This is a genomic window from Ktedonobacter racemifer DSM 44963, from assembly GCF_000178855.1.
Lineage (GTDB): Bacteria > Chloroflexota > Ktedonobacteria > Ktedonobacterales > Ktedonobacteraceae > Ktedonobacter > Ktedonobacter racemifer.
Genome location: NZ_ADVG01000005.1, coordinates 453,664 through 471,662, shown reverse-complemented (window position 1 = coordinate 471,662; position 17,999 = coordinate 453,664). Strand labels below are relative to the sequence as shown.

Genomic DNA, 17,999 nt, shown 5'->3' with positions numbered 1-17,999 from the left:
CGGCTGGATTCATGACAGTGCCGACTGCATCAGGTTGTGCGACAATGTCATGTCTGTCTCTGGGCCCACTTACGTTCCCCGTTTCACCTGGCGCACGATCTTGTGGGGAAACCGGCGACGTACATGCGCTTCCGCTTGAGATCCTGCTTTGACGTAGACCGGTTCCACCTTCTCCTGAAGCGGTTTGACGACCGTTTGCACATGCTCTTTGCGATTTCTGAGATACGGGCCAATCACGTCCTCTCCTGCCGGGCAGACCGCCATGCAATACGCCGCTTTATAATTGGGCTGAAAAGCCAGGCTCTGCCACATGGACAGCGTTTCTGGTGGCGCGAAGTGCTCTCGATAGGCGCTTGCACTGGGACTTTCTACGATGGTTTCCACCCACTCATTGAAGCCGCCGAGAAACTCCCGATAGTTGTGTGTTGCACAGGCCGTGAAATCGAAGTTGCCATCCGGGCTGATCGCTCCCACGGGACAGGCAGCAACGCATAATTTGCATTCGAGGCAGGGATTATACGCCACGGGATGGCTCTCTTCGCTGACATCGGCGTCAATGATGACTGTCCCCAATAGGATAAAGTTGCCAAAGGTCGGGTGAATGACGATCCGATGGATCCCCATCATGCCCAGGCCAGCGGCAACAGCCACGGGTTTGTGGGAAATCACCCATTTTTTCCTCTATTCTAGAGGACGTCCCACCTCCATCGGGAAGCCAGTCGCTTCATTTATGGCGCGAATTCCCTGCTCCTGGAGCCGAGCAGCGATAGTATGGCTGACCGTTTTTACCTGGTCGTTCACCTCATGAAACTCGACATTGGCAACGGAACGAGCTGGCGAGCGGATAGGTTCACGATTCATCTTGCACACAAAACTGATGAGTGTGCGAGCAAAAGGAGCATGGGCGAGAATGTCGGCGCGTTGATCGTCGAGTTCGGGCCGGGCAAGTGAGACAAAGCCCACATCGTCCGCGCCAGCCTCAAGGCATAGTTGCCGTAACCAGGCCACATCGAGCGGACTGGACGATCCAGACGCCTGTGCCTCCTGGGTTTGCTGCTGGTACGCGCGCTGAACCGTTGGGTGCGTGCGCATTTTCAATGGCAACTCTTCGGGATCGGGAAGGGGCATCTGAGGCATAGCGCTCTCCTCTTTTCTATAATAGCGTATCTTGCGAAAACCCTCTCACTGTGTCACTTCTGCGATGAGCGTTTCCAACTTTTGCTCCACCATCTGCGCAACCTTGATGATCTCCGCGCGCTGGTACTGAGCGAGCAGTGAGACAAAGTTGTCATAGGCTACGAACGTGTTGTGTGCTTCATCCTCGTACACGACAAACCGTAATGGAGCGTATAAGGCGGCTTCTGGCTGGAGCCTGCTCATTTGAATGGCGAGGAGCGGATTGCCAGCCGTATACTGGACGGCTCGACTCTGTTTGCCTACCAGGGTGAGCAGAGGCGTATGCTCGACCGTCTTAAAGAGCATAAAATCGCTCGTCCCGATATTCCTTTCAATCATCTCCGAAACCTGCTCCCAGGAAGCTTGAGCGGTAGCCAATGCTTGGAGTCGCTGTTCTGTCTCTTGCCAGCCGCTCGCCGAGCCTAACCGGCTCTCAAGCCCCTCAAGCACCTTTTCATATGGTTGGTTCGATACGATGACACTATGTTCGATCGCGATCTGCCTGGTTGATCTCATCTATTTCATTTCCTTTTCGGTGTTGTCTTTCTAAAACATTGTTACTTTACTCAAGAACATGCGGCCCCGTACCCGTTTCGCGCGGGCAACGCATCCAAGGTGCTCGTCCCATTACTGAGAAAGACGTTTGTCCCCGGATGGCACAATTGCTTGGTCGCCATCCTGATGAACGGATGCACGGACAGAAAAGCTATGGGGTAGCACGCACTCAACGAGGCGTTATCTGATACCACCAACATCGCCCGCAGTGCAGGTGACGAGTGGTGGTTTCTCAATCTTCATAAGACGCTCTCCTTTCGACATTGTGTTCTGGAGGGCATGTGCTCACCGCCCGCAAACAACCAGTCTCATCTTCCAGGTGGTTCTCTCTGTTTTTCTTGAGTTTACATGATGGTTATCATATAAAAAGATACGTGATGAAGATTCGCATGTCAAGAGGGGGAGAGGAAAACGAAGGGCGTGGGAGAATGATGTTACTCGTTCTCCGAAGCTATTTTTGAGAAGGTCTGAATTAAAAAATCTCGAGTGGTATGCAGGATGCGTTCGCTCAAAGCCGGGTCATTTACCGTACGCGCCAGCAGCAATGCCCCGACCATCCCAGAGAACAGGGCTATGGCCGCATCATACCGGTTCTCGCCTGTACCTACTGGCAGGACGGAAACAATAAGCTGAAGGAGTTCTTCATATCCTTCCGTAAATGCGGAGCGCACTTCTTCTGGGCGACGAGCAAGGTCTGCTGCCAGAGACGGCATCACACAACCATGAGATGGATCATTGCGGTGAGCAATACTCAGGTACCTGGTCACGAGAGCCGAGAGTTCGGCCCCTGCTGGTGCCTGGTCTACCGCCTGAGAGAGCTTCTCAAGCGTCTCAGCTGTCCCTGTATGGCAAATTTCTGCAAGCAGAGCATCTTTGTTGCGGAAGTGGGCATAAAATCCGCCATGCGTCAGGCCAGCTTGCCCCATCAGATCCGCGATGCCGATGCCATTGACGCCCTCGGCACGGATCTGCTGAGCAGCATTCTGAACGATCCGTTGATGCGTTTGCTCTTTCTCTTGGCGCGAACGCTTCATTTCCACTCCTCTCTCGTTTCTTTCCGATATGCTTGCGTCTCAACCACGTCGACATATGCCTTCTGCCTCCGCAGAAGACGTTTCCCAACTATCCTTTAACATATATGATGTTCATCATACAAACGGAGAGCGGTGATGTCAAGAGAGCGCTTTACTGTTATCGACCCGGTTTTTTGTAGAAGAAAGAAAATGGAAAGCTGTGTGTCGCGAGAGTGTGGCTCACATTTTTGGCAGTCGTGTTCGCATCCTGAAAGACGGTTGTTCTTATCCGAGCCTGGTAGTGTTGTGTTTGCAAAAATGTGAATCTGACCCTTTTCTCAGGCTTTAATAGTCTGTCACACATCCTTCGCAACATGCTCTTGCTCTGAATTGGTGGTTGTGGTCTTCAAAGAGGGATACAGGCGTTTGAGTTTGATGCGGGCATCAGCCGTCGTGAAGCGCCAATTGACCGTGGTCGCAGCCGCGTTGCGCTGCTCTTGCCAACACGCGATCTGGTGTTCCAGTTCTTCCACCGTGGCCATGCGGCGGGCGAGGCACTGGCGAGCCAGGGCGGCGAATTCGATCTCGGCCATATTCAGCCAACTCCCATGCAGCGGAGTGTGATGGATCTCCAGTTTGGAGGCCAGACGGCGCGCTTCGGCTGGCGGAAAGGCATGATAAAAGGCTGCTGGGGAATGGGTGGCGAGGTTATCCATCACCAGGAGAATCTTTTCAGCGTGGGGGGAGTGGACATCGATCACTTCTTGCATGAAATGGGCCCAATCCTTGCTCGTTTTCTGCTCGGTCGCCTTGACCATCCGTTTTCCGGCGAGGGGTTCGCACGCCAGAAAGAGGTTGAGCATGGGTCCTTGCTCATAGCTATAGTCGTAACGCTCGGGTCCCCCCGGTTGGAGGGGGAGCCCTTCCAACTTGTCAGAGATCAGTTGCTTGCCCGATTCATCCATGCAGATCTGGGGAAAGCGTTCGTCATACGGCCGAGTGTACACTTCGAGCACACCCTCCATGTGCCAGACGAACTGGGCGTTGGCATGCGTAGGAATACACCAGCACTCCTTTAGCCACGGCTTGAGTTCGTTTTTTTGAGCGTGCGTCGCACCGTTTCATAACTGACCTGCTCCACGTAGCCCAATTCCACCATGTGCTTGGCGAGCAACCGCAGCGTCCAGCGCGCCTGCCCCTGCGGACTTGGGCTGCAGGAGAGCGCAATGAGATGCGCTTCTTGTTCCCCATCCAGCGCCCGCGCTCGCGTTTGCGTATGAGGCCGATGAGTGAGTGCGTCATCCAATCCGTTGGTCGCAAAGCGCTCGCGAATGCGGATCACCGTGTAGCGACTCATCTCGAACGCTTCAGCGACCTGTTCATCGGTCCAGCGAGGGCCGGGAGCGTTGCGATCAATTTTGAGCAAGACACGTGCATGGGCGAGTTTGCGCGCCGGGGCTTTGCCTTTGGAAATCAATTGGTGGAGCGCGTGGCGCTGCTCCTCGCTTAAGACGATTTCATGCTTATGTGGGCGTTCCTGCATGGTTTTCTCCTGGGAATCTTGGTCTCACCTCTTCCAGGCTCCAGCATAGCAGATCCTCTGTCGTGTTGCAAACCATGTGTGACAAACTATTAACAGATCAGCTTTATCTTTGCAACACAGCCTTTTTCCCTGGTGCTATGATGAAGGTAGTCAGGGAAGAATCGTTGAGATGGACGAGCGCGTCATCTCTTCCATTGTCCTGGGGAGGGAGAAGATCGCACGCCTCTTCCCGTGTGTTTTCCCTTGCTCGTCGTATGGTTGATTGTTTCCTAGAGGGAAAGACGAGATGGGTCCGAGTCCGCAGCCACCAAAGGAATCCGCACCAAACAAGCACCTGTCGTTCCAACAACTCGAAGCGTGTTTTGCCTCACTTCCCAATGCCATTGTGGTATGGGATTGGACAGGGAAGATCCTCTTCCTGAATACCGCGGCGTATACGCTCTTTGAGGTTCCGGCTTCTGACTCCTGGGTGGGAATGTCTGCTCAGCAGTTTTTCCAGCGCTATGAGTGGTGGGATGAACAGCAAAGGCCGTTCGTCTTCGCTCCCTGGTTGCTGGATCAGACGACCCTCAAGGAAGAAACTGGGTCCTGTTTCTCCGACCCTCAACCCTTTGTGCTTGGTCTCCCTTCTCACCGCAAGGTGTTCCTCGAACTGCTCTGCTCACTGGTGCTCGGTGCCGATCCGAAGCCGATCGGGAGGTTCTCAGTCTTTCATGAGGAGGACCAGATGGCAAGTGTCTAAGTCCATGGTGAAGGACCAGGCATCCCTCCCGAAGAGCGGGGCGCCTCTGGAGTCGTTTCTATCGGGGAAAAGGGAGCGCCGTCCAACATGAACTGGATCCCAGTCTGAGACTCAGCTTCTCTCTCTGTCGGGCGCTGATTGAGCGGCATCATGGCAGTGTTGGAGTGGAGAGCGAGCCTGGTCATGGTGCAACGTTCTAGTTGACCTTGCCAGTTATGAAAGACGGCGGAGACTCGAGCCGGTGAAGTATTGCTCGTTTTCGTCAGCGAACGCTTCAAATGCAAAGAGTGGGGTGAGCAGAACCATGCTTGTGCTGCATGATTGGCAAAACTTTTACATGCTGGCAGGAACGGCCTCAGCGACTTTGATCGGGTTGCTGTTCGTGGCGGTCTCCATTTCCATGGGAACTACTCTGTCCTTGAGGCAGGCAACGACCTCACTGCGAACCTTTGTCGAACCGACGTTGCTGTACTATGTGCAGGCCCTGGCGCTCTCTTGTGTGGCCATCATGCCGCTTCCCAATCCCTTGCTGCTTGGCGTCTTGCTGCTCGTGCTGGCAAGCCTCGACCTGTTTCTCACGGGGAGGGTCTCCTGGCGCATGCAAGTCCTGCATCGTGAGGACGCCCGCGATGCAGGGCACTGGATCTGGTATATGGCCTTTCCCCTGCTTGCAGGTATCCTCTCCATCGGTACCTCCATTGGTTTGCTCCTCCGCTTGCCATTCGCGCTGATGGGAGTACCCATGATTACTCTGCTCTGCCTGGCTATTGGGCTGCACAATTCCTGGGTGCTGACGGTCTGGCTGACACAACAGCGAGAGGGATGGATTTCTTCACGAGAGGAACCACAACTCACCCAAAACGATGACGGCCCTCATTGAGGGCTGGCTGATCACCTGAATTTATAACGAATCACGACGTCTCTCTGTTTCTAGAGCGGCTTCTCAGGCGATCAATGGGTGTGCTGCTCAGCCCTTATACACCGAGTCGTCTCTGGGTTTCCTGTGCCCCCAACGTGCGCAACGACGCCCTCTGCGCCTGCGTTAATCCCTTCGCTCCACTGATCTCCAGTCGCTCGTAGGGCCGATCGCGTTGCAGCGTGCGTAGCAGATTGCCACTCTCTAGATCCCAGAGGTGAATGGCCCCGTCGTCCCCACAACTGGCGAGCCACTTTCCATCGGGACTCACCTGGAGCCGCTGGACTGTTCCCTGATGCGCCTGGCGAACCCGTACGCATTCCCCGCTGTGCCTGTCCCACCAGCGCAGCATCCCATCGCTGCTGCCACTGACCAGTATCGCTCCAGTCTGACCCCAAGCCAGTGCATAGATGATCCCAGCATGTCTCGGCAGGACTCGCACGCGCTCCCCGCTGTGAATCTCCCACACGAACACCTCCCCGCTCTCTCTGCTCCCCCCGCCTGAGGCAAGCCACTTGCCATCACGGCTCCAGGCGATGTCGTTCACTTTGCTCAGATGGCCCCTGAGTTGCCTGAGCCATCTCCCGTCCGAGGGATTCCACAGGGAGATAAGGCCATCATCACCGGCACTGGCAAGCCTGGTCCCATCTGGACTCCAGGCTACCCGGCGGGCTGAAGCTGGCTGTTGACGAGTCATCCATTGGCGGGTGCCGGTGGATACCTCCCACATCTGGACCTCGGGCCGATAGGTGCCACAAGCGAGATGCTGTCCGTCCGGACTCCACGCGATGCCATAGAAGGAGGTGTAGGCATCGTCAGGGTCTCTCATGATCTGCTGGCTTTCTCCCGTGGTCGTGTCCCAGACCCGGATGGCATTATCCCATCCGCCGCTGGCGAGCCGCCTCCCATCGGGGCTCCATTCCACCCCAAACACGAGGTGGCGATGTCCCTGGAGCAGCCTGGGAGGCGTGAGGCCATCGACTTCCCAGATCATCACCAAGCCATCGGAGCTACCACTGGCAATTCGGGTGCCATCAGGACTCCAGGCGATGTCATAGAGCGAGATTGCGTAGCTTTGTAGAATCTGTTCACTCTGTCCATTTTCCGTGTCCCATACCTGCATGGTTCCATCGACACTGCCGCTGAGCAGTCTCCGACTATTGGGCATGAAGGCGAGAGAGAACACCAGGTCTGTATGCCCCTGGAGTACCATCCGACATGTGCGTTGCTCCATATCCCAGAGCCAAATGGTGTGGTCGAAGGCCGCGCTCGCCAGCGTCTGACCATCGGGACTCCAGGCCACCGTTTGTACCCGATCGGTATGTCCCATCAGCGTCTGGATGACGTCTCCACTGGCAACATCCCAGAGCTTGATCGTGTGGTCCCAGCTTGCACTGGCAAGCCTGCTCCCGTCGGGGGAAAAGGCCAGCCCCATTCCGCAGTTGGTATGTCCCGAAAGGCACGCGACGCAGGTGGTTGTCTCGCTCTGTCGCCTCTTCCAGAGACGGATCTGACCATCGAAGCCGAAACTGGCGAGCAGGTGCCCATCGGGACTCCAGGCAAGGGTGAAGACCGCATGAGGATGCGGGAGCGTTTCAAGAAGCGCACCCGTCTTCCTGTCCCAGAGCCGGACGGTCGCATCTATTCCGCCGCTGGCGAGCAGGCTACCATCTGGGGAAAAGGCCAGGCCAGAGATATTGGCGGTATGCGAGCCCAACCAGAGCAATGCGCCATGCTCCACTCCCCACACGTTGACCATCCCATCATAACTTCCGCTGGCCAAAAAGTGGCCATCTGGGCTGAAAGAGAGGGATCGGACGATATCGGAGTGCGCTCGCCAGACTCGGTGCAGTGTTTGTTGATCCCACACACAGATTTCCCCTCGCCTGCTGCCAGCAGCGTGGTACCGCCCGTCGTGACTGATCGCCACAGACCAGGCGGCCCCAAAGGTCGATGTCCAGGCACACTCTTGCAGGGTAGCCCCGGACAGCGTGGTATCCTGCATCTCGACCCCCTGCAGATAGGCCTCACGAATGGAGAGGTCGGACAGGTCCAGGCCACGCAGATGTCCACGCTGCTCCTTCAGGAGTGCCAGCACGTTAGCCGGCCCATACCCCTGCGCGTAGTCAGCTCGCGCGCGTAACAGTTTCAGAAGCGCGAGCAACTGGTCCTCGAGCTCCGTACGCTTCGGATACGCACTGCGCAGTTTGAGAAGCAGTGGCACTACAATGAGGCGCACCTGGGTCTGCCGGACGTGGGCAGGGGATCGGGCCAGGGTGAGACTCTGCTCGATCAGGCGGGAGAACTGACCCTGCTGTATCTCTCCGCTTGTTTCTTCAATGAGCTGCGCGGTTGCATATTCGAGCACCACCGATTGCAGCGTGACGCTGCCTGGGCGTAGCCCTTGCTCGATCAGTGAGCTGTTGAGCAGCGCCTCTACAGCTTCCAGCATCGTGGCACGCGGTAGTGGTGTGGCGAGTAGCGCCAGCAACTCTTCCAGGCTGACCGGCTCGCGCAGAATCGCCAACCACAGTAGTACTCTCTGCTCAATTGCAGAGAGGCGGGCGTATTGTTCCCTCAGCAGCTGGCGTATCCCACCAAAGACCACCTCGCCCTGCTCCAGGAAGGGGGCGATATGCCCGTCGAAAAGCTCCACGATGGCCTGCGCCACAATTTTGAGTGCCAGGGGGTTGCCTGCATACGCTTCAATTAGTTGTTCCTGTTCAGCCGTGGTGCCTGTGACTTCTTTTTCCTCCAACAACTGTTGGCATGCTTCTATATCCAGCCGGGCAAGGCGCAAGGCGCGAACAGGAGATCGGTTGCCTTCCATCGGCACGAGGTCGCCTGGTTTCTCTCGACTGGTCAGCAGCAGGCAACTCTGATGCTCGGTTGTTGCTACTCGGCGCAGCACCCGGGAGAAGCCTTCGTAGCCTGCGCGCATGCTCCCAATGCCCTCTCCTTCCTCCAGGAACGACTCCAGATTGTCGTAGACCAGCAGAACACGCCTGGTGCGCAAGCATTCCAACAGAAGGTCCTGGCGTTTTTCGGGACTCATAGAGGCGTCACTCAGCGCCTGGGGGGCGAGGACCTGGAGGCAGCTGTCGAGCAACGCTTCGCAACTTGGGACATCGCGGAGGGAGCGCCAGATAACCACCTCGAAGTGTTCGGCTACACGATGCATCACTTTTGTCGCCAGCGCCGATTTGCCAATGCCACCTTGACCGAGCACGCTGACGACTTGACAGCGCTCACCAACCACCCACGCAGAGAGCAAATCCAGTTCCCACGCGCGCCCATAAAAGCTCGCCACAGCGAGCGCCTCGCCCCAATCGACGCGGGGTGCGCCCTTGGAGGGAGATGCGGGAGCGTTGGCAGCGACACTGATCTCCTCATTGAGCTGGGATGCGGGTTGCGCCTGTGCGTGAGACAGGCGCTCCCGAAGCCAGGCTTCATCGAGGAGCGCCTTCTGGTGGGCTGCTTGCCAAAGAGCTCGAACTTCCTCTGCTTCGCGTCCGGCAGGCCACGCCTGGCGCTGGATGGCGAGGATCACAAAGCGTTTCAAGTGATCGACACTCGGATAGGTGAGGCCTCCCTCCCAATCGATCACAGCGCGGCGCCTGACGCCAAGCTGGTCAGCTAATTCGGCTTGCGTCAGCTCAAGCTTGGTGCGCAAGGTCAGCATAACCTGACCAAATGAGTAGTCCCGCTCGCGATACGAGGATCCCTTCATGAACGTTCCCTTTACCTCCCCTTCTCATAAGTGCTGCAATGTGAAGGAATGTGTGGCGCGAAAGTGTCGTGATGTTCGGTGACGCACACGTATGCTGCTTAGTATACTACAAAACAGGAGCATTCTTGCATGGTGGTGCAGGACACGCTTGGATTGCATCGTGAGCCTACGCTAGGAGGTCGTGATGAAAGGAGCAGAGCCACCTTCCAAGCCGATCAGGTGAGTCCATCTGGATTGCGTGTTTGTGCCTTCCAGCTGAACGCCTTTGACCTGTTCAGAAGTGTGCTGTTTGCCTCGACATTACGTACTCAATTTGACGGAGAAAGTAACGCTATGCCAATGATCGATATCTACGCAGTTGCTGGTATGTTTGCCAATACGAAGCAACTGGCAATTGATGCGGCAAATACGGTGAAAACGATCGAGGGAGTGCCTGATATCCCGATGTTCCGTAAAAACACAGCTGCATTTGTGCATGAGTTGCCAGAAGGCACACTTGCCAATGTGGAGGGTGAAGAAAACTATGTACGTGTGCAAGTACTGACAAACGAGGGTGCCCTCGACCGTGAAAAACAAATGGCCGTTGTAGAACAGCTTACGAAGCTCGTGAGCACTGCTGCCGGTGACGAAACACTGAAAGAACGAACGTGGGTGCTCTTAACAGAAGCGAAAGAAGGTGGCTGGGGGCTTTGGGGTCATGCATACACGAATAAAGAATTAGTGGCTGCTGCAAGGGACGAAATCGCGAAGCTAAAATCTGCGTCAAGTTAAAACCGTCATGGGGGAGCGAAATAACAATGGAGCAACTTTCTAGGACGCACCGCTTGCTCATACGCTCATCCGAAGGGTATTCCATCATGACTTAGCACGCACCAGGACAAGACTGGATTTCAATCGTCAGAAAAAATGGCACCGCCGAATTCGGCAAGGCTTTTGCTCCGAATCCGACTCTTGACGCTTCGGTACTAAACGGCCCATGTGTCGGCGTTGAATCCATCGCAGCTTTCTTCGCTGCCGTACATGTTTTTTGTCATGTCCCAGGTGAGAGCGCTCTTGGACAGAGCAACAGTTGTGGCTGGGGACGCTCTTCTTGCACGTCCTCAAGCGGAAGAGCAGGGTTTCTGCTCAAGAAATGGAAAAAGGAGAACACTCATGGGCGTATTTGCGTCAAAACGTATTTCAAATAAAGCGAACATTGTCCTCGTTCACGGTTTCTGGGCTGACGGGTCCGGCTGGAGCAAAGTGATTCCTATCCTGCAGGAGCAAGGCCATTTTGTGGTTGCCGCGCAGCATGCGCACACCTCTCTGGCTGATGACGTGGCCGCGACGCGTCAACTGCTCGCGGAGTTGGAAGGGCCAACGCTGCTGGTGGGCCACTCGTATGGCGGCTTCGTCATTTCTGAGGCGGCCAAAGATGCACCAGGAGTGGTAGGTCTGGTCTATATCTCGGCATTCCTCCTGGATGAAGGGGAGACCCTGCTCAGTTCCGGTGCCAACTTCCCTCCTCTGGAAGTCTTCCAGCATCTACTCATCACCGGGCAAGGTTTTGCCTGGATCGATCCTGAGGTCTTCCCCCAGCACTTTGCCAACGACCTTGACCTGGTGGAGGCGCGAGCTCTGGCGGTCTCTCAGGTGCCACCCAATGCCAGTATCTTTAACACCCCCGCTGGCCAGCCAGCGTGGAAATCGCTCCCGTCGTGGTCGCTGTTTGGTTCGGAGGATCGGATGATCCACCCCGATCAGCATCGGTGGATGGCGCAACGGAGCAAGGCCACGGCGCGCGAGATTTCGTCGAGCCATGTCCCGTTTCTGTCGCACCCTGAGGAGGTGGCCCAAGTGATCCTGGAAGCGGTCAACAAGGTCGTCCCTGCCTGATGGCAAACAGAACCTTCGCTCCTGCCTGTACCAGGAGCGAGGGTTCTGTTTGCCATCAGTAACATGTCCAAGTATCCCCATCGAGGAAGAAAGATACCATGAGACAGACGACACCCATCACAGAGAAGCGGCAAGGAAGCCCCGCCTCTTTAGAGCGGGGAGGAATTGCCGCCTCTCGTGCTGTGGTAGCTATATCCATCATTGCGATGAAGAGGACGACAATAGCGCACAGGGACTCCTTCTATGCGCCCACGTGCGGTTCTCAGATCAAACGATCCCGTTGCTCGTGCTAAGACGCGCCCCACATGTCTCCCCGCTGCCGCAAATCCCTCTGGTACTACCGCTCGCACCAGATCGCCCGTCTGATACCCATGATGCACCTTTTTGCGTTGTCGATGGCGCTTAGGAAAACCATGCTTATCTACGCCACACAGTTGTCTATTACCATAGCCTGTTGCCGTGATCAGCAAGGGAGAGATCCCTGTGATGTTCAGATGCTCAGGAGTGCTCTGACCGACACACGCCGCGTCTATCCAGTGCGTTTTTGGAAGCTCACGTATCGTCCTGTTGTACTTCGTTAACCCGCCAGAACCACATTCGATTGGCAGCCCTAACGCTTGTACCCCTCTGAACAACTCCCAACGTGTGGCATTGACCGCTGCGGCATCGTTGAGCGGGGCTTTTGCCTGAGCAAGAATGTGCTTGAGCATCGCTGGTTTCTTCTTGAGAAAGTCTTTGATGTCCTGGGTTCCCTTGGCCTGGTTACACTTCTCGCATGCGAGCGTCAAGTTACTGACGCGATGCGTGCCGTTGTTGGCACGAGGCACAATGTGCTCCACTTGCAAAGGGACATTGCCCTTGCCGCAATACGCGCACATTCGGTTCCACTTCTCTAGCAGGTACTCACGGAGTTCATAGCCTGCCAGTGTGCCTTGTTGATACTCCCATCCCTGGATATCGGGGTTCTCCATCGCTTGCATATCAAACTTCACGAGCTCTATGCTCATTGCTGTGATCGGGCAAAGGTTGCGCAGACGCTTCACCCAGGTCAGTACATTGCTGATCCTGCTGGTAAGCGATGGCGGCAACCAGCCCTCGCGTCGTCTCCGATTCTGCCATCTCGCTTTTCTGTAGCGTGTATGGCGTCGGCGTCGTGAACATCTGACGGCTCTTCGATCATCGAGCGCCTCTTTGATCTTTGCACCACGATGATGGAGTTCAGCCGCAAAGACGACTTCACCCGACTGGTCGTTGACGAGAGCTATGCCTGTGGTCTTTGAGCCTGGGTCAATCTTGATCCGCAGTTCTTCAACGACTGGAGCGTCTATCGCAACATTGAGGATGATGGTAAAAGGAAAGCGTTTGAGTACTGCCGCCTTCCCTTGCGAGAGCAATAAGCGTGCCCTTCCAGGATGGACCGGATCGAGCGGTTGCTTGTTGGCATCGACGACACAAACGTGGCTCATGTGCTTGCTCCTTTCAGAGCCTCCGATTGCTCGGGTGATGGTGGCCTCGATGATGTTATCAGGCGGTACATCCAGCAAGCACTGACTATACCCACGGTCTGTTTAACCTGCTGGTTGTAGAGCGGAAGACTGGCCGCGCATCCTCCGGTACGAACGTTGACACTTCCTGATAACGTAGCCCCATCGCTCCTCCGAAGAAGAGCGGTGGCTGGATCTGGTCATGTTTCAGCTTGCCAACCGTTGGGGGTTACAAGAAGCGTTCAAACTTCTTGCAAGCCCCGGTTTTCAAACCGGGGTCCATGACCATCGAACATGTAATTGTCGCCTTCAAGCTGCTGTACGAACAGGTGATTAACGCAGTCAGTGACCCCACGCCTAAAGGCGGAGGCTTGTGTCTGTGCTCCACCGCAATTCACGAAAGCGTTGCCGCCTTTGTGCTTTGGCTTCCTCGCACGACACATCAGGGGATACCGGTAGGGTAGACCGCCAGCGAGGTACTCTATCCGTTGCACATTAACAATCGAATAGCGTCCTTTTCCAACGGTCTCCCTCAGAACCGTGCGGGCACGATTTCCATGCACACGGCTCGCCAAGAATACCTTTGGTCCTCTTTAGCTTGGAATGTACGCTAGATCCGTCAGTTTTACAGCGTCGTATTCACCTCGGTGGATTTTTCCGTGACAGATTCCACAGACAGGGATTTGTTTTCGGTTAATTGCTCGGAGTATCCGGTTGAAGCCCATTGGTTCTCGTCGGTGAGAGAGCTTTCGTATATGCCGGACATGATGCATGACAATTTGCTCTGCGCTTTCTCCGCAAATGCAGCACGGCTTTCCTAGCTTGGAGCGTGTTTTCATCTGTGTCGCCATCCGAACTCGGTCTACATTTAGAGCAGTTTTGTCCTGGAAGGCGTCTCTGTTCTTTGACCAGTTCTGATTCGAGTAGAAAGAAACTTCTCTGTCTTTCTTTCCATCTTGGCCTTTGATGACGATACTCAGCTTTTTTCCAGAGCGTTTAAAGACTTTGGAAAGTGAGATTTTGTACTTCCTTGCCAGAGTTTTTGCTAACGAGAACCTGAGAATGTATTGGATTCGCCGTACTCTGGACCAGTTGTCGGTAAATCGGTAATAGTTCTGTATGCCTCGATTAACGCTGCTGTACAGACTGATAATCTGGTCTGTGTCCAGGTAGGCCCAGCCTGCTTTTCCGATGGGGAAGCCTTTCGCTGTGCAGAAGCCTCTTTCACTCAATCTCCTGATAAGCTTGGGTATAGGTGTTATTATCACCGTTTCCCAACCAGTAGATCGCCGTTTGACTTTCTTTCCTGACCTGCTGGTGGACAGCGTTATCTTAGCCGTCCCTCCGTTTCCGATCTTGAGGATCGTTCCCAGGAAGAAAGCTTCTTCAGCTTTGGCATTGGTGATGCGGGTCTTCTCTTCGCTCAGGGTAAGTTTGAGTGTTTCACTCAGGAAGTTTTTTATTTCCTGTTTGATTTCTTCTGCCAGTTCTTGACTTCCGCATATGCCGATGATCCAGTCGTCGGCATACCTCAGGTATTTGAGACGGATAAAGTGTGGATCGTTCACTACCCTAGATGGGAGTGTCCGCATTTGTGCGACCACTTTTCTGAATTCGTCGGTTTTGGTTCTGCCTTGCTTCACCATGACCCGCTTTTTCTCAGAAAGTCTATGGTAGAGGGGATTTCGGGCTTTTGTCTTTCCCTTTTCATGCCTCGTTTGGAGTTCTTCAACGAATTTGTCAAGTTCGTGGAGGTAAACATTGGCGAGAATGGGGCTGGCAATTGAGCCTTGTGGGGTTCCTACAAGGCTATCCTTCCTGGTCCCATGGAGGTCCATGTATCCTGCGTTCAGGAGTTTCCAGATGAGGTTGATAAACCGTTCATCCGTAATCTTTTTGCGCAGGATGGCGACCAGGGTCAAGTGATCCACTTCGTCGAAGCAGGCGCGAATGTCCCCTTCGATGTACCAGTTGATGGCTGGCCAGTTTTCTCTGATTTCTCGTAACGCCGTGTGGCAACTGTGATTGGGCCGGAAACCATGACTGGTTTCCTGGAAGTAAGGAGTGTGAGGGCTATCATAGATCGCCTCCAAGATCATGTAGATAGCTTGTTGTACGATTTTGTCTTTTGCGCTGGGGATGCCGAGTTTCCTCATTTTTCCGTTCGCCTTTGGGATAAAGCTCTGGCGGACAGGTTTGAATTGGAAAGATTCGGATCTCATCGCTTCAATGATCTCTCTGATGGTTTTGAGAGAAAAGCCGTCAAGGGTTTCTCCGTCCGTTCCAGGAGTCATGTTTCCAGGTTTTGACTTGATCTGTTCGTAGGCGATGATGTATAAGTCTTCCTTAAACATCAGCCTATAGAGATCGTCGTTTGTCCACTGTCTGTTGCTGTTGAGTTTCCGTAAGGTTTCCAGTCTCTCCGGGATCTTTTGACTCATCCAAGCCAACCCCTTTCAAGTGGAATGTACTCTCTGGAGTCCTTCCTCGTGTCTCACCCATTACGGTGAGCGTTTGGGGTAGGGTAAGAGGCCGGGTCCTGATGATTCAGGAGCACCAACCCCTCCCCTCCGAACGCAGCATGCACCTTTCGATGCACTACGCTCTCCAGAGGCCAGTGTCTTTTCAACACGACTCCCACAGCGGTCTTTTGACACATCCATGTCAACCGCCACTTTTGAGTCTGGTCTCCTGCGACCCTTTGTCAGATAAAATCCGACTCGTATGGTCGCTCCGTCACCTTGCGCTTTACAGCGTTTAGGCGATCCCTCAGTTCCTCCAAATGTCTCAGTCTGTACGTAGGTGCCCATTTCGTCACTTCCTGCTCCTTGCAGGCTGGCTCCAACGAGAGCTTGCAGGGGAAGTAGTACCGTTCCCCTGCACGTTGAACACAGGCGATAGTCCCTTCTCCTGTGGGCTGGCGTTTTTCCGCCATGACTTGGATTCAGCCAATCAAGACTTCACCTTATACAGCTTCGCTTGACTTCCCTCTGGCTCCTGGGACTGGAGCTTCACCAGCATTTTACACGACATGCTACTTTCCCTTCAGTCCTTTCGGTTGAAGGTATCTCCGTCCACTTACGTGGGCGAATAAGTCGCTGTGTTACTCACCTTGCTCTAGTGAGCTTACCCCGACGGGTAAGAGAGACATTTGTGGCACAAAGGCGCACTACTACGACTCCTCCGTCGCCATGCGTCTCGCGACGTGTAGGCGATCCCCAGGTTACACAGCGAACTCGGTTCGTACGTAGGTTCCCGCTCGTCGTTTCCTCTTCCCTAGAGGCCGGTTTTGATGGAAGCTCCACGGAAGTTCTTGTCTTCCTTCGTAGCATCAAACAGCAGGCATCGGCACTCGTTGGGCCTGCGGATGGGGGTGGCATCACCACGACTTGGGTTCAAACAATACAGTTTTCGCCGTATACGACCTAACTGACCAACATTTGGCTCGTAGTGCTCGAACTTCATTGGCCTTTTCGCACCATGCTGTTGTCCCCTCTGATCTTTCGATAGAAGGTAAGGTGCTGTTTTAGCTACTTTGCTTCAGTAGCGCCGTCCATTGACGGCAGAGTTCACTGCGCCTCTCTGGGCGCACACAAGATCCCCGTACGCACCCAGTCCTGCCGGGTGAGCAACGTTCGCAGCGCCACATTTCTGGCACCGATCAGGTCCGCATGGAGTCGATACCCACACTCCTGGCACACAAACAACCGCCCCTTGTTGGGGCGGTTGTCAGGAGAGGCAAAGCCACATCTAGGGCAGGCCTGACTGGTGTGGTAGGCATCCACCTTGATGGCCAGACTGCCTGATAGCCTCGCCTTATAGGCGATGTAGCCATGGAGTTCGGCGAACGCCCACGAGGAGGCATGGCGATTGGCGCGCCGCTGCTTCTTGCTCGCCTTTTTTCCTCGCTTGCGCTTCGTGCGTTCTCGAATGTGGGTCAGGTCTTCCAGACCAATGAGACTCTGAGGGTGGACATCCACGATGCGACGACTGATGAGGTGGTTGCGGTCTTGTTTCAACCGTCTCTCTCGTCCGCTGATGGCGAGCAAGCGTCGCGTGGCAGAACGAGTGCCTTTGTGCTGCAACCGCTTTCTCAGACGTGCATCATGATCCGCTTTGGCTCGAATCTGTTTCCCAGGAAAAAACGAGGTTTGTCCGGTGGTGGTGGCCGTCACGGCCAAGTAGCGCTGACCAACGTCCACACCAACGACCTGTGAATGCGCTTCGGGTGGAGGGTCCTCCACCTCCAATTCAAGGGAAACCAGCAGGTAGAACTGCTTGTGCGGCTTGTCATACCAGAGCTTGGCGGCCCCGATGACCGCTCCCTGCCCAATGAGGGCCACATGCCTCTCGTAGCCGCGATGGGGAAGCACGACTCGCCCCTCGAGGGTCAGGATGCTGACCTGCTGCACTTTCTTGAAGGAATAGTCACGCAGATAGTTGTAGGTCAGGGTCGGTGAGACGTACCTGGGTGGCTGATCGAGTCCCTTGTAGCGTTTCCTGGTCCAGCCGGCTTTGCGGGCTTGGGCATTGTGTCTCGCTTTGGTCCAGAGGGTTTTGTAGGTGGCCCCTACCTGGCGGGGGACATTACAAGCCATCTGGGCAGGCAAGCCAAACAGCAGACGGATCTCATCGTAGCACGCATGCTGCAATACGCGCTGGTTACTTGTCTTGCCGTGCGCAAAGCTATAGCGGCTCACGTGGTTCAAGGCATCGCGAGACGCCAGTTGGGTCGCTCGCAAGGCTGCGAACTGGGTGGAATCGGTGTGCAGTTTGAGCTTAGCGGTGATGGTCTGTTTCATGCGAACAAATGTACCATATCCACTGATAGCTGTCAATGCCTCCCTTGTGTGAATCTGCCCTCTCCTCCTCTCCAATGAAGGAACGCCGCATTCCTCCCCATGCCTCAAAGGCAGAGGACTCCTGCGGCAGTTTATTGAAGGCTTGGTTCGGTCTGCCGCAAGA

13 protein-coding genes are annotated in these 17,999 nt (G+C 55.1%); 4 read left to right on the top strand and 9 right to left on the bottom strand.

The window, feature by feature from the left end; all coding sequences use genetic code 11:
• Positions 1-69: 69 nt before the first annotated feature.
• From KRAC_RS75065 to KRAC_RS80625, 5 genes are all read right to left on the bottom strand, one after another.
• Positions 70-669: a hypothetical protein gene (locus KRAC_RS75065; RefSeq protein ID WP_052569403.1), complete on the bottom strand. Its 600-nt coding sequence runs from the start codon at positions 667-669 to the stop codon at positions 70-72.
• A gap of 12 nt (positions 670-681) precedes the next feature.
• A complete protein-coding gene (locus KRAC_RS75060; RefSeq protein WP_052569402.1) occupies positions 682-1,137 on the bottom strand; it encodes a hypothetical protein in 456 nt (151 codons plus the stop codon).
• 45 nt (positions 1,138-1,182) lie between these two features.
• A complete protein-coding gene (locus tag KRAC_RS56150) occupies positions 1,183-1,692 on the bottom strand; it encodes a DUF302 domain-containing protein (RefSeq protein ID WP_007922402.1) in 510 nt (169 codons plus the stop codon).
• A 473-nt stretch (positions 1,693-2,165) separates the two neighbouring features.
• Entirely contained in the window at positions 2,166-2,765 is a 600-nt protein-coding gene (locus KRAC_RS56145; RefSeq protein WP_007922400.1) for a TetR/AcrR family transcriptional regulator, read from the bottom strand.
• Between the two features lie 335 nt (positions 2,766-3,100).
• Positions 3,101-4,287 (bottom strand): IS630 family transposase gene (locus tag KRAC_RS80625; protein ID WP_420795887.1). Its coding sequence is split into 2 segments (ribosomal slippage): positions 3,101-3,846 and positions 3,846-4,287, totalling 1,188 coding nucleotides; the frame shifts between segments, so codons are not numbered across the junction.
• 286 nt (positions 4,288-4,573) lie between these two features.
• Here KRAC_RS80625 and KRAC_RS56130 point away from each other — a divergent pair.
• Entirely contained in the window at positions 4,574-5,029 is a 456-nt protein-coding gene (locus KRAC_RS56130; RefSeq protein WP_007922393.1) for a PAS domain-containing protein, read from the top strand.
• A 304-nt stretch (positions 5,030-5,333) separates the two neighbouring features.
• Positions 5,334-5,909 carry a hypothetical protein gene (locus KRAC_RS56125; RefSeq protein ID WP_007922391.1) on the top strand — a complete coding sequence of 192 codons (576 nt, stop codon included), beginning with the start codon at positions 5,334-5,336 and terminating at the stop codon, positions 5,907-5,909.
• A gap of 94 nt (positions 5,910-6,003) precedes the next feature.
• Here the strand turns inward: KRAC_RS56125 and KRAC_RS56120 are convergent, their stop codons facing one another.
• Complete coding sequence (locus tag KRAC_RS56120; RefSeq protein WP_007922388.1) at positions 6,004-9,675, bottom strand: eIF2A-related protein; 3,672 nt, start codon at positions 9,673-9,675, stop codon at positions 6,004-6,006.
• 129 nt (positions 9,676-9,804) lie between these two features.
• Here KRAC_RS56120 and KRAC_RS56115 point away from each other — a divergent pair, with 129 nt between their 5' ends.
• Both KRAC_RS56115 and KRAC_RS56110 read left to right on the top strand, forming a co-directional pair.
• Positions 9,805-10,446 (top strand): tautomerase family protein, encoded by a 642-nt coding sequence (locus KRAC_RS56115; RefSeq protein WP_007922384.1) that lies wholly within the window; start codon positions 9,805-9,807, stop codon positions 10,444-10,446.
• Between the two features lie 381 nt (positions 10,447-10,827).
• Positions 10,828-11,550 (top strand): alpha/beta fold hydrolase, encoded by a 723-nt coding sequence (locus KRAC_RS56110; RefSeq protein WP_007922382.1) that lies wholly within the window; start codon positions 10,828-10,830, stop codon positions 11,548-11,550.
• 149 nt (positions 11,551-11,699) lie between these two features.
• On the opposite strand, the gene iscB is transcribed toward KRAC_RS56110, so the two are convergent.
• The 3 genes from iscB to KRAC_RS56085 all read right to left on the bottom strand — a co-directional run bounded on the left by iscB (position 11,700) and on the right by KRAC_RS56085 (position 17,836).
• Entirely contained in the window at positions 11,700-13,016 is a 1,317-nt protein-coding gene (gene iscB, locus KRAC_RS56105; RefSeq protein ID WP_007922380.1) for an RNA-guided endonuclease IscB, read from the bottom strand.
• Between the two features lie 611 nt (positions 13,017-13,627).
• Positions 13,628-15,475 (bottom strand): reverse transcriptase/maturase family protein, encoded by a 1,848-nt coding sequence (locus KRAC_RS56095; RefSeq protein ID WP_007922378.1) that lies wholly within the window; start codon positions 15,473-15,475, stop codon positions 13,628-13,630.
• Between the two features lie 1,128 nt (positions 15,476-16,603).
• Positions 16,604-17,836, bottom strand: a complete 1,233-nt coding sequence (locus KRAC_RS56085) for an RNA-guided endonuclease InsQ/TnpB family protein (protein ID WP_007922373.1) — start codon at positions 17,834-17,836, stop codon at positions 16,604-16,606.
• Positions 17,837-17,999: the final 163 nt, after the last annotated feature.

Excerpts from the sequence above, each read along its gene's own strand:
- KRAC_RS56125 (WP_007922391.1), top strand. The coding sequence starts at position 5,334 with ATGCTTGTGCTGCATGATTGGCAAAACTTTTACATGCTGGCAGGAACG.
- KRAC_RS56110 (WP_007922382.1), top strand. The coding sequence starts at position 10,828 with ATGGGCGTATTTGCGTCAAAACGTATTTCAAATAAAGCGAACATTGTC.
- KRAC_RS75060 (WP_052569402.1), bottom strand. The coding sequence starts at position 1,137 with ATGCCTCAGATGCCCCTTCCCGATCCCGAAGAGTTGCCATTGAAAATG.
- KRAC_RS56085 (WP_007922373.1), bottom strand. The coding sequence starts at position 17,836 with ATGAAACAGACCATCACCGCTAAGCTCAAACTGCACACCGATTCCACC.
- KRAC_RS56115 (WP_007922384.1), top strand. The coding sequence starts at position 9,805 with ATGGTGGTGCAGGACACGCTTGGATTGCATCGTGAGCCTACGCTAGGA.
- KRAC_RS56130 (WP_007922393.1), top strand. The coding sequence starts at position 4,574 with ATGGGTCCGAGTCCGCAGCCACCAAAGGAATCCGCACCAAACAAGCAC.
- KRAC_RS56120 (WP_007922388.1), bottom strand. The coding sequence starts at position 9,675 with ATGAAGGGATCCTCGTATCGCGAGCGGGACTACTCATTTGGTCAGGTT.
- KRAC_RS56095 (WP_007922378.1), bottom strand. The coding sequence starts at position 15,475 with ATGAGTCAAAAGATCCCGGAGAGACTGGAAACCTTACGGAAACTCAAC.
- KRAC_RS56150 (WP_007922402.1), bottom strand. The coding sequence starts at position 1,692 with ATGAGATCAACCAGGCAGATCGCGATCGAACATAGTGTCATCGTATCG.
- KRAC_RS56145 (WP_007922400.1), bottom strand. The coding sequence starts at position 2,765 with ATGAAGCGTTCGCGCCAAGAGAAAGAGCAAACGCATCAACGGATCGTT.
- iscB (WP_007922380.1), bottom strand. The coding sequence starts at position 13,016 with ATGAGCCACGTTTGTGTCGTCGATGCCAACAAGCAACCGCTCGATCCG.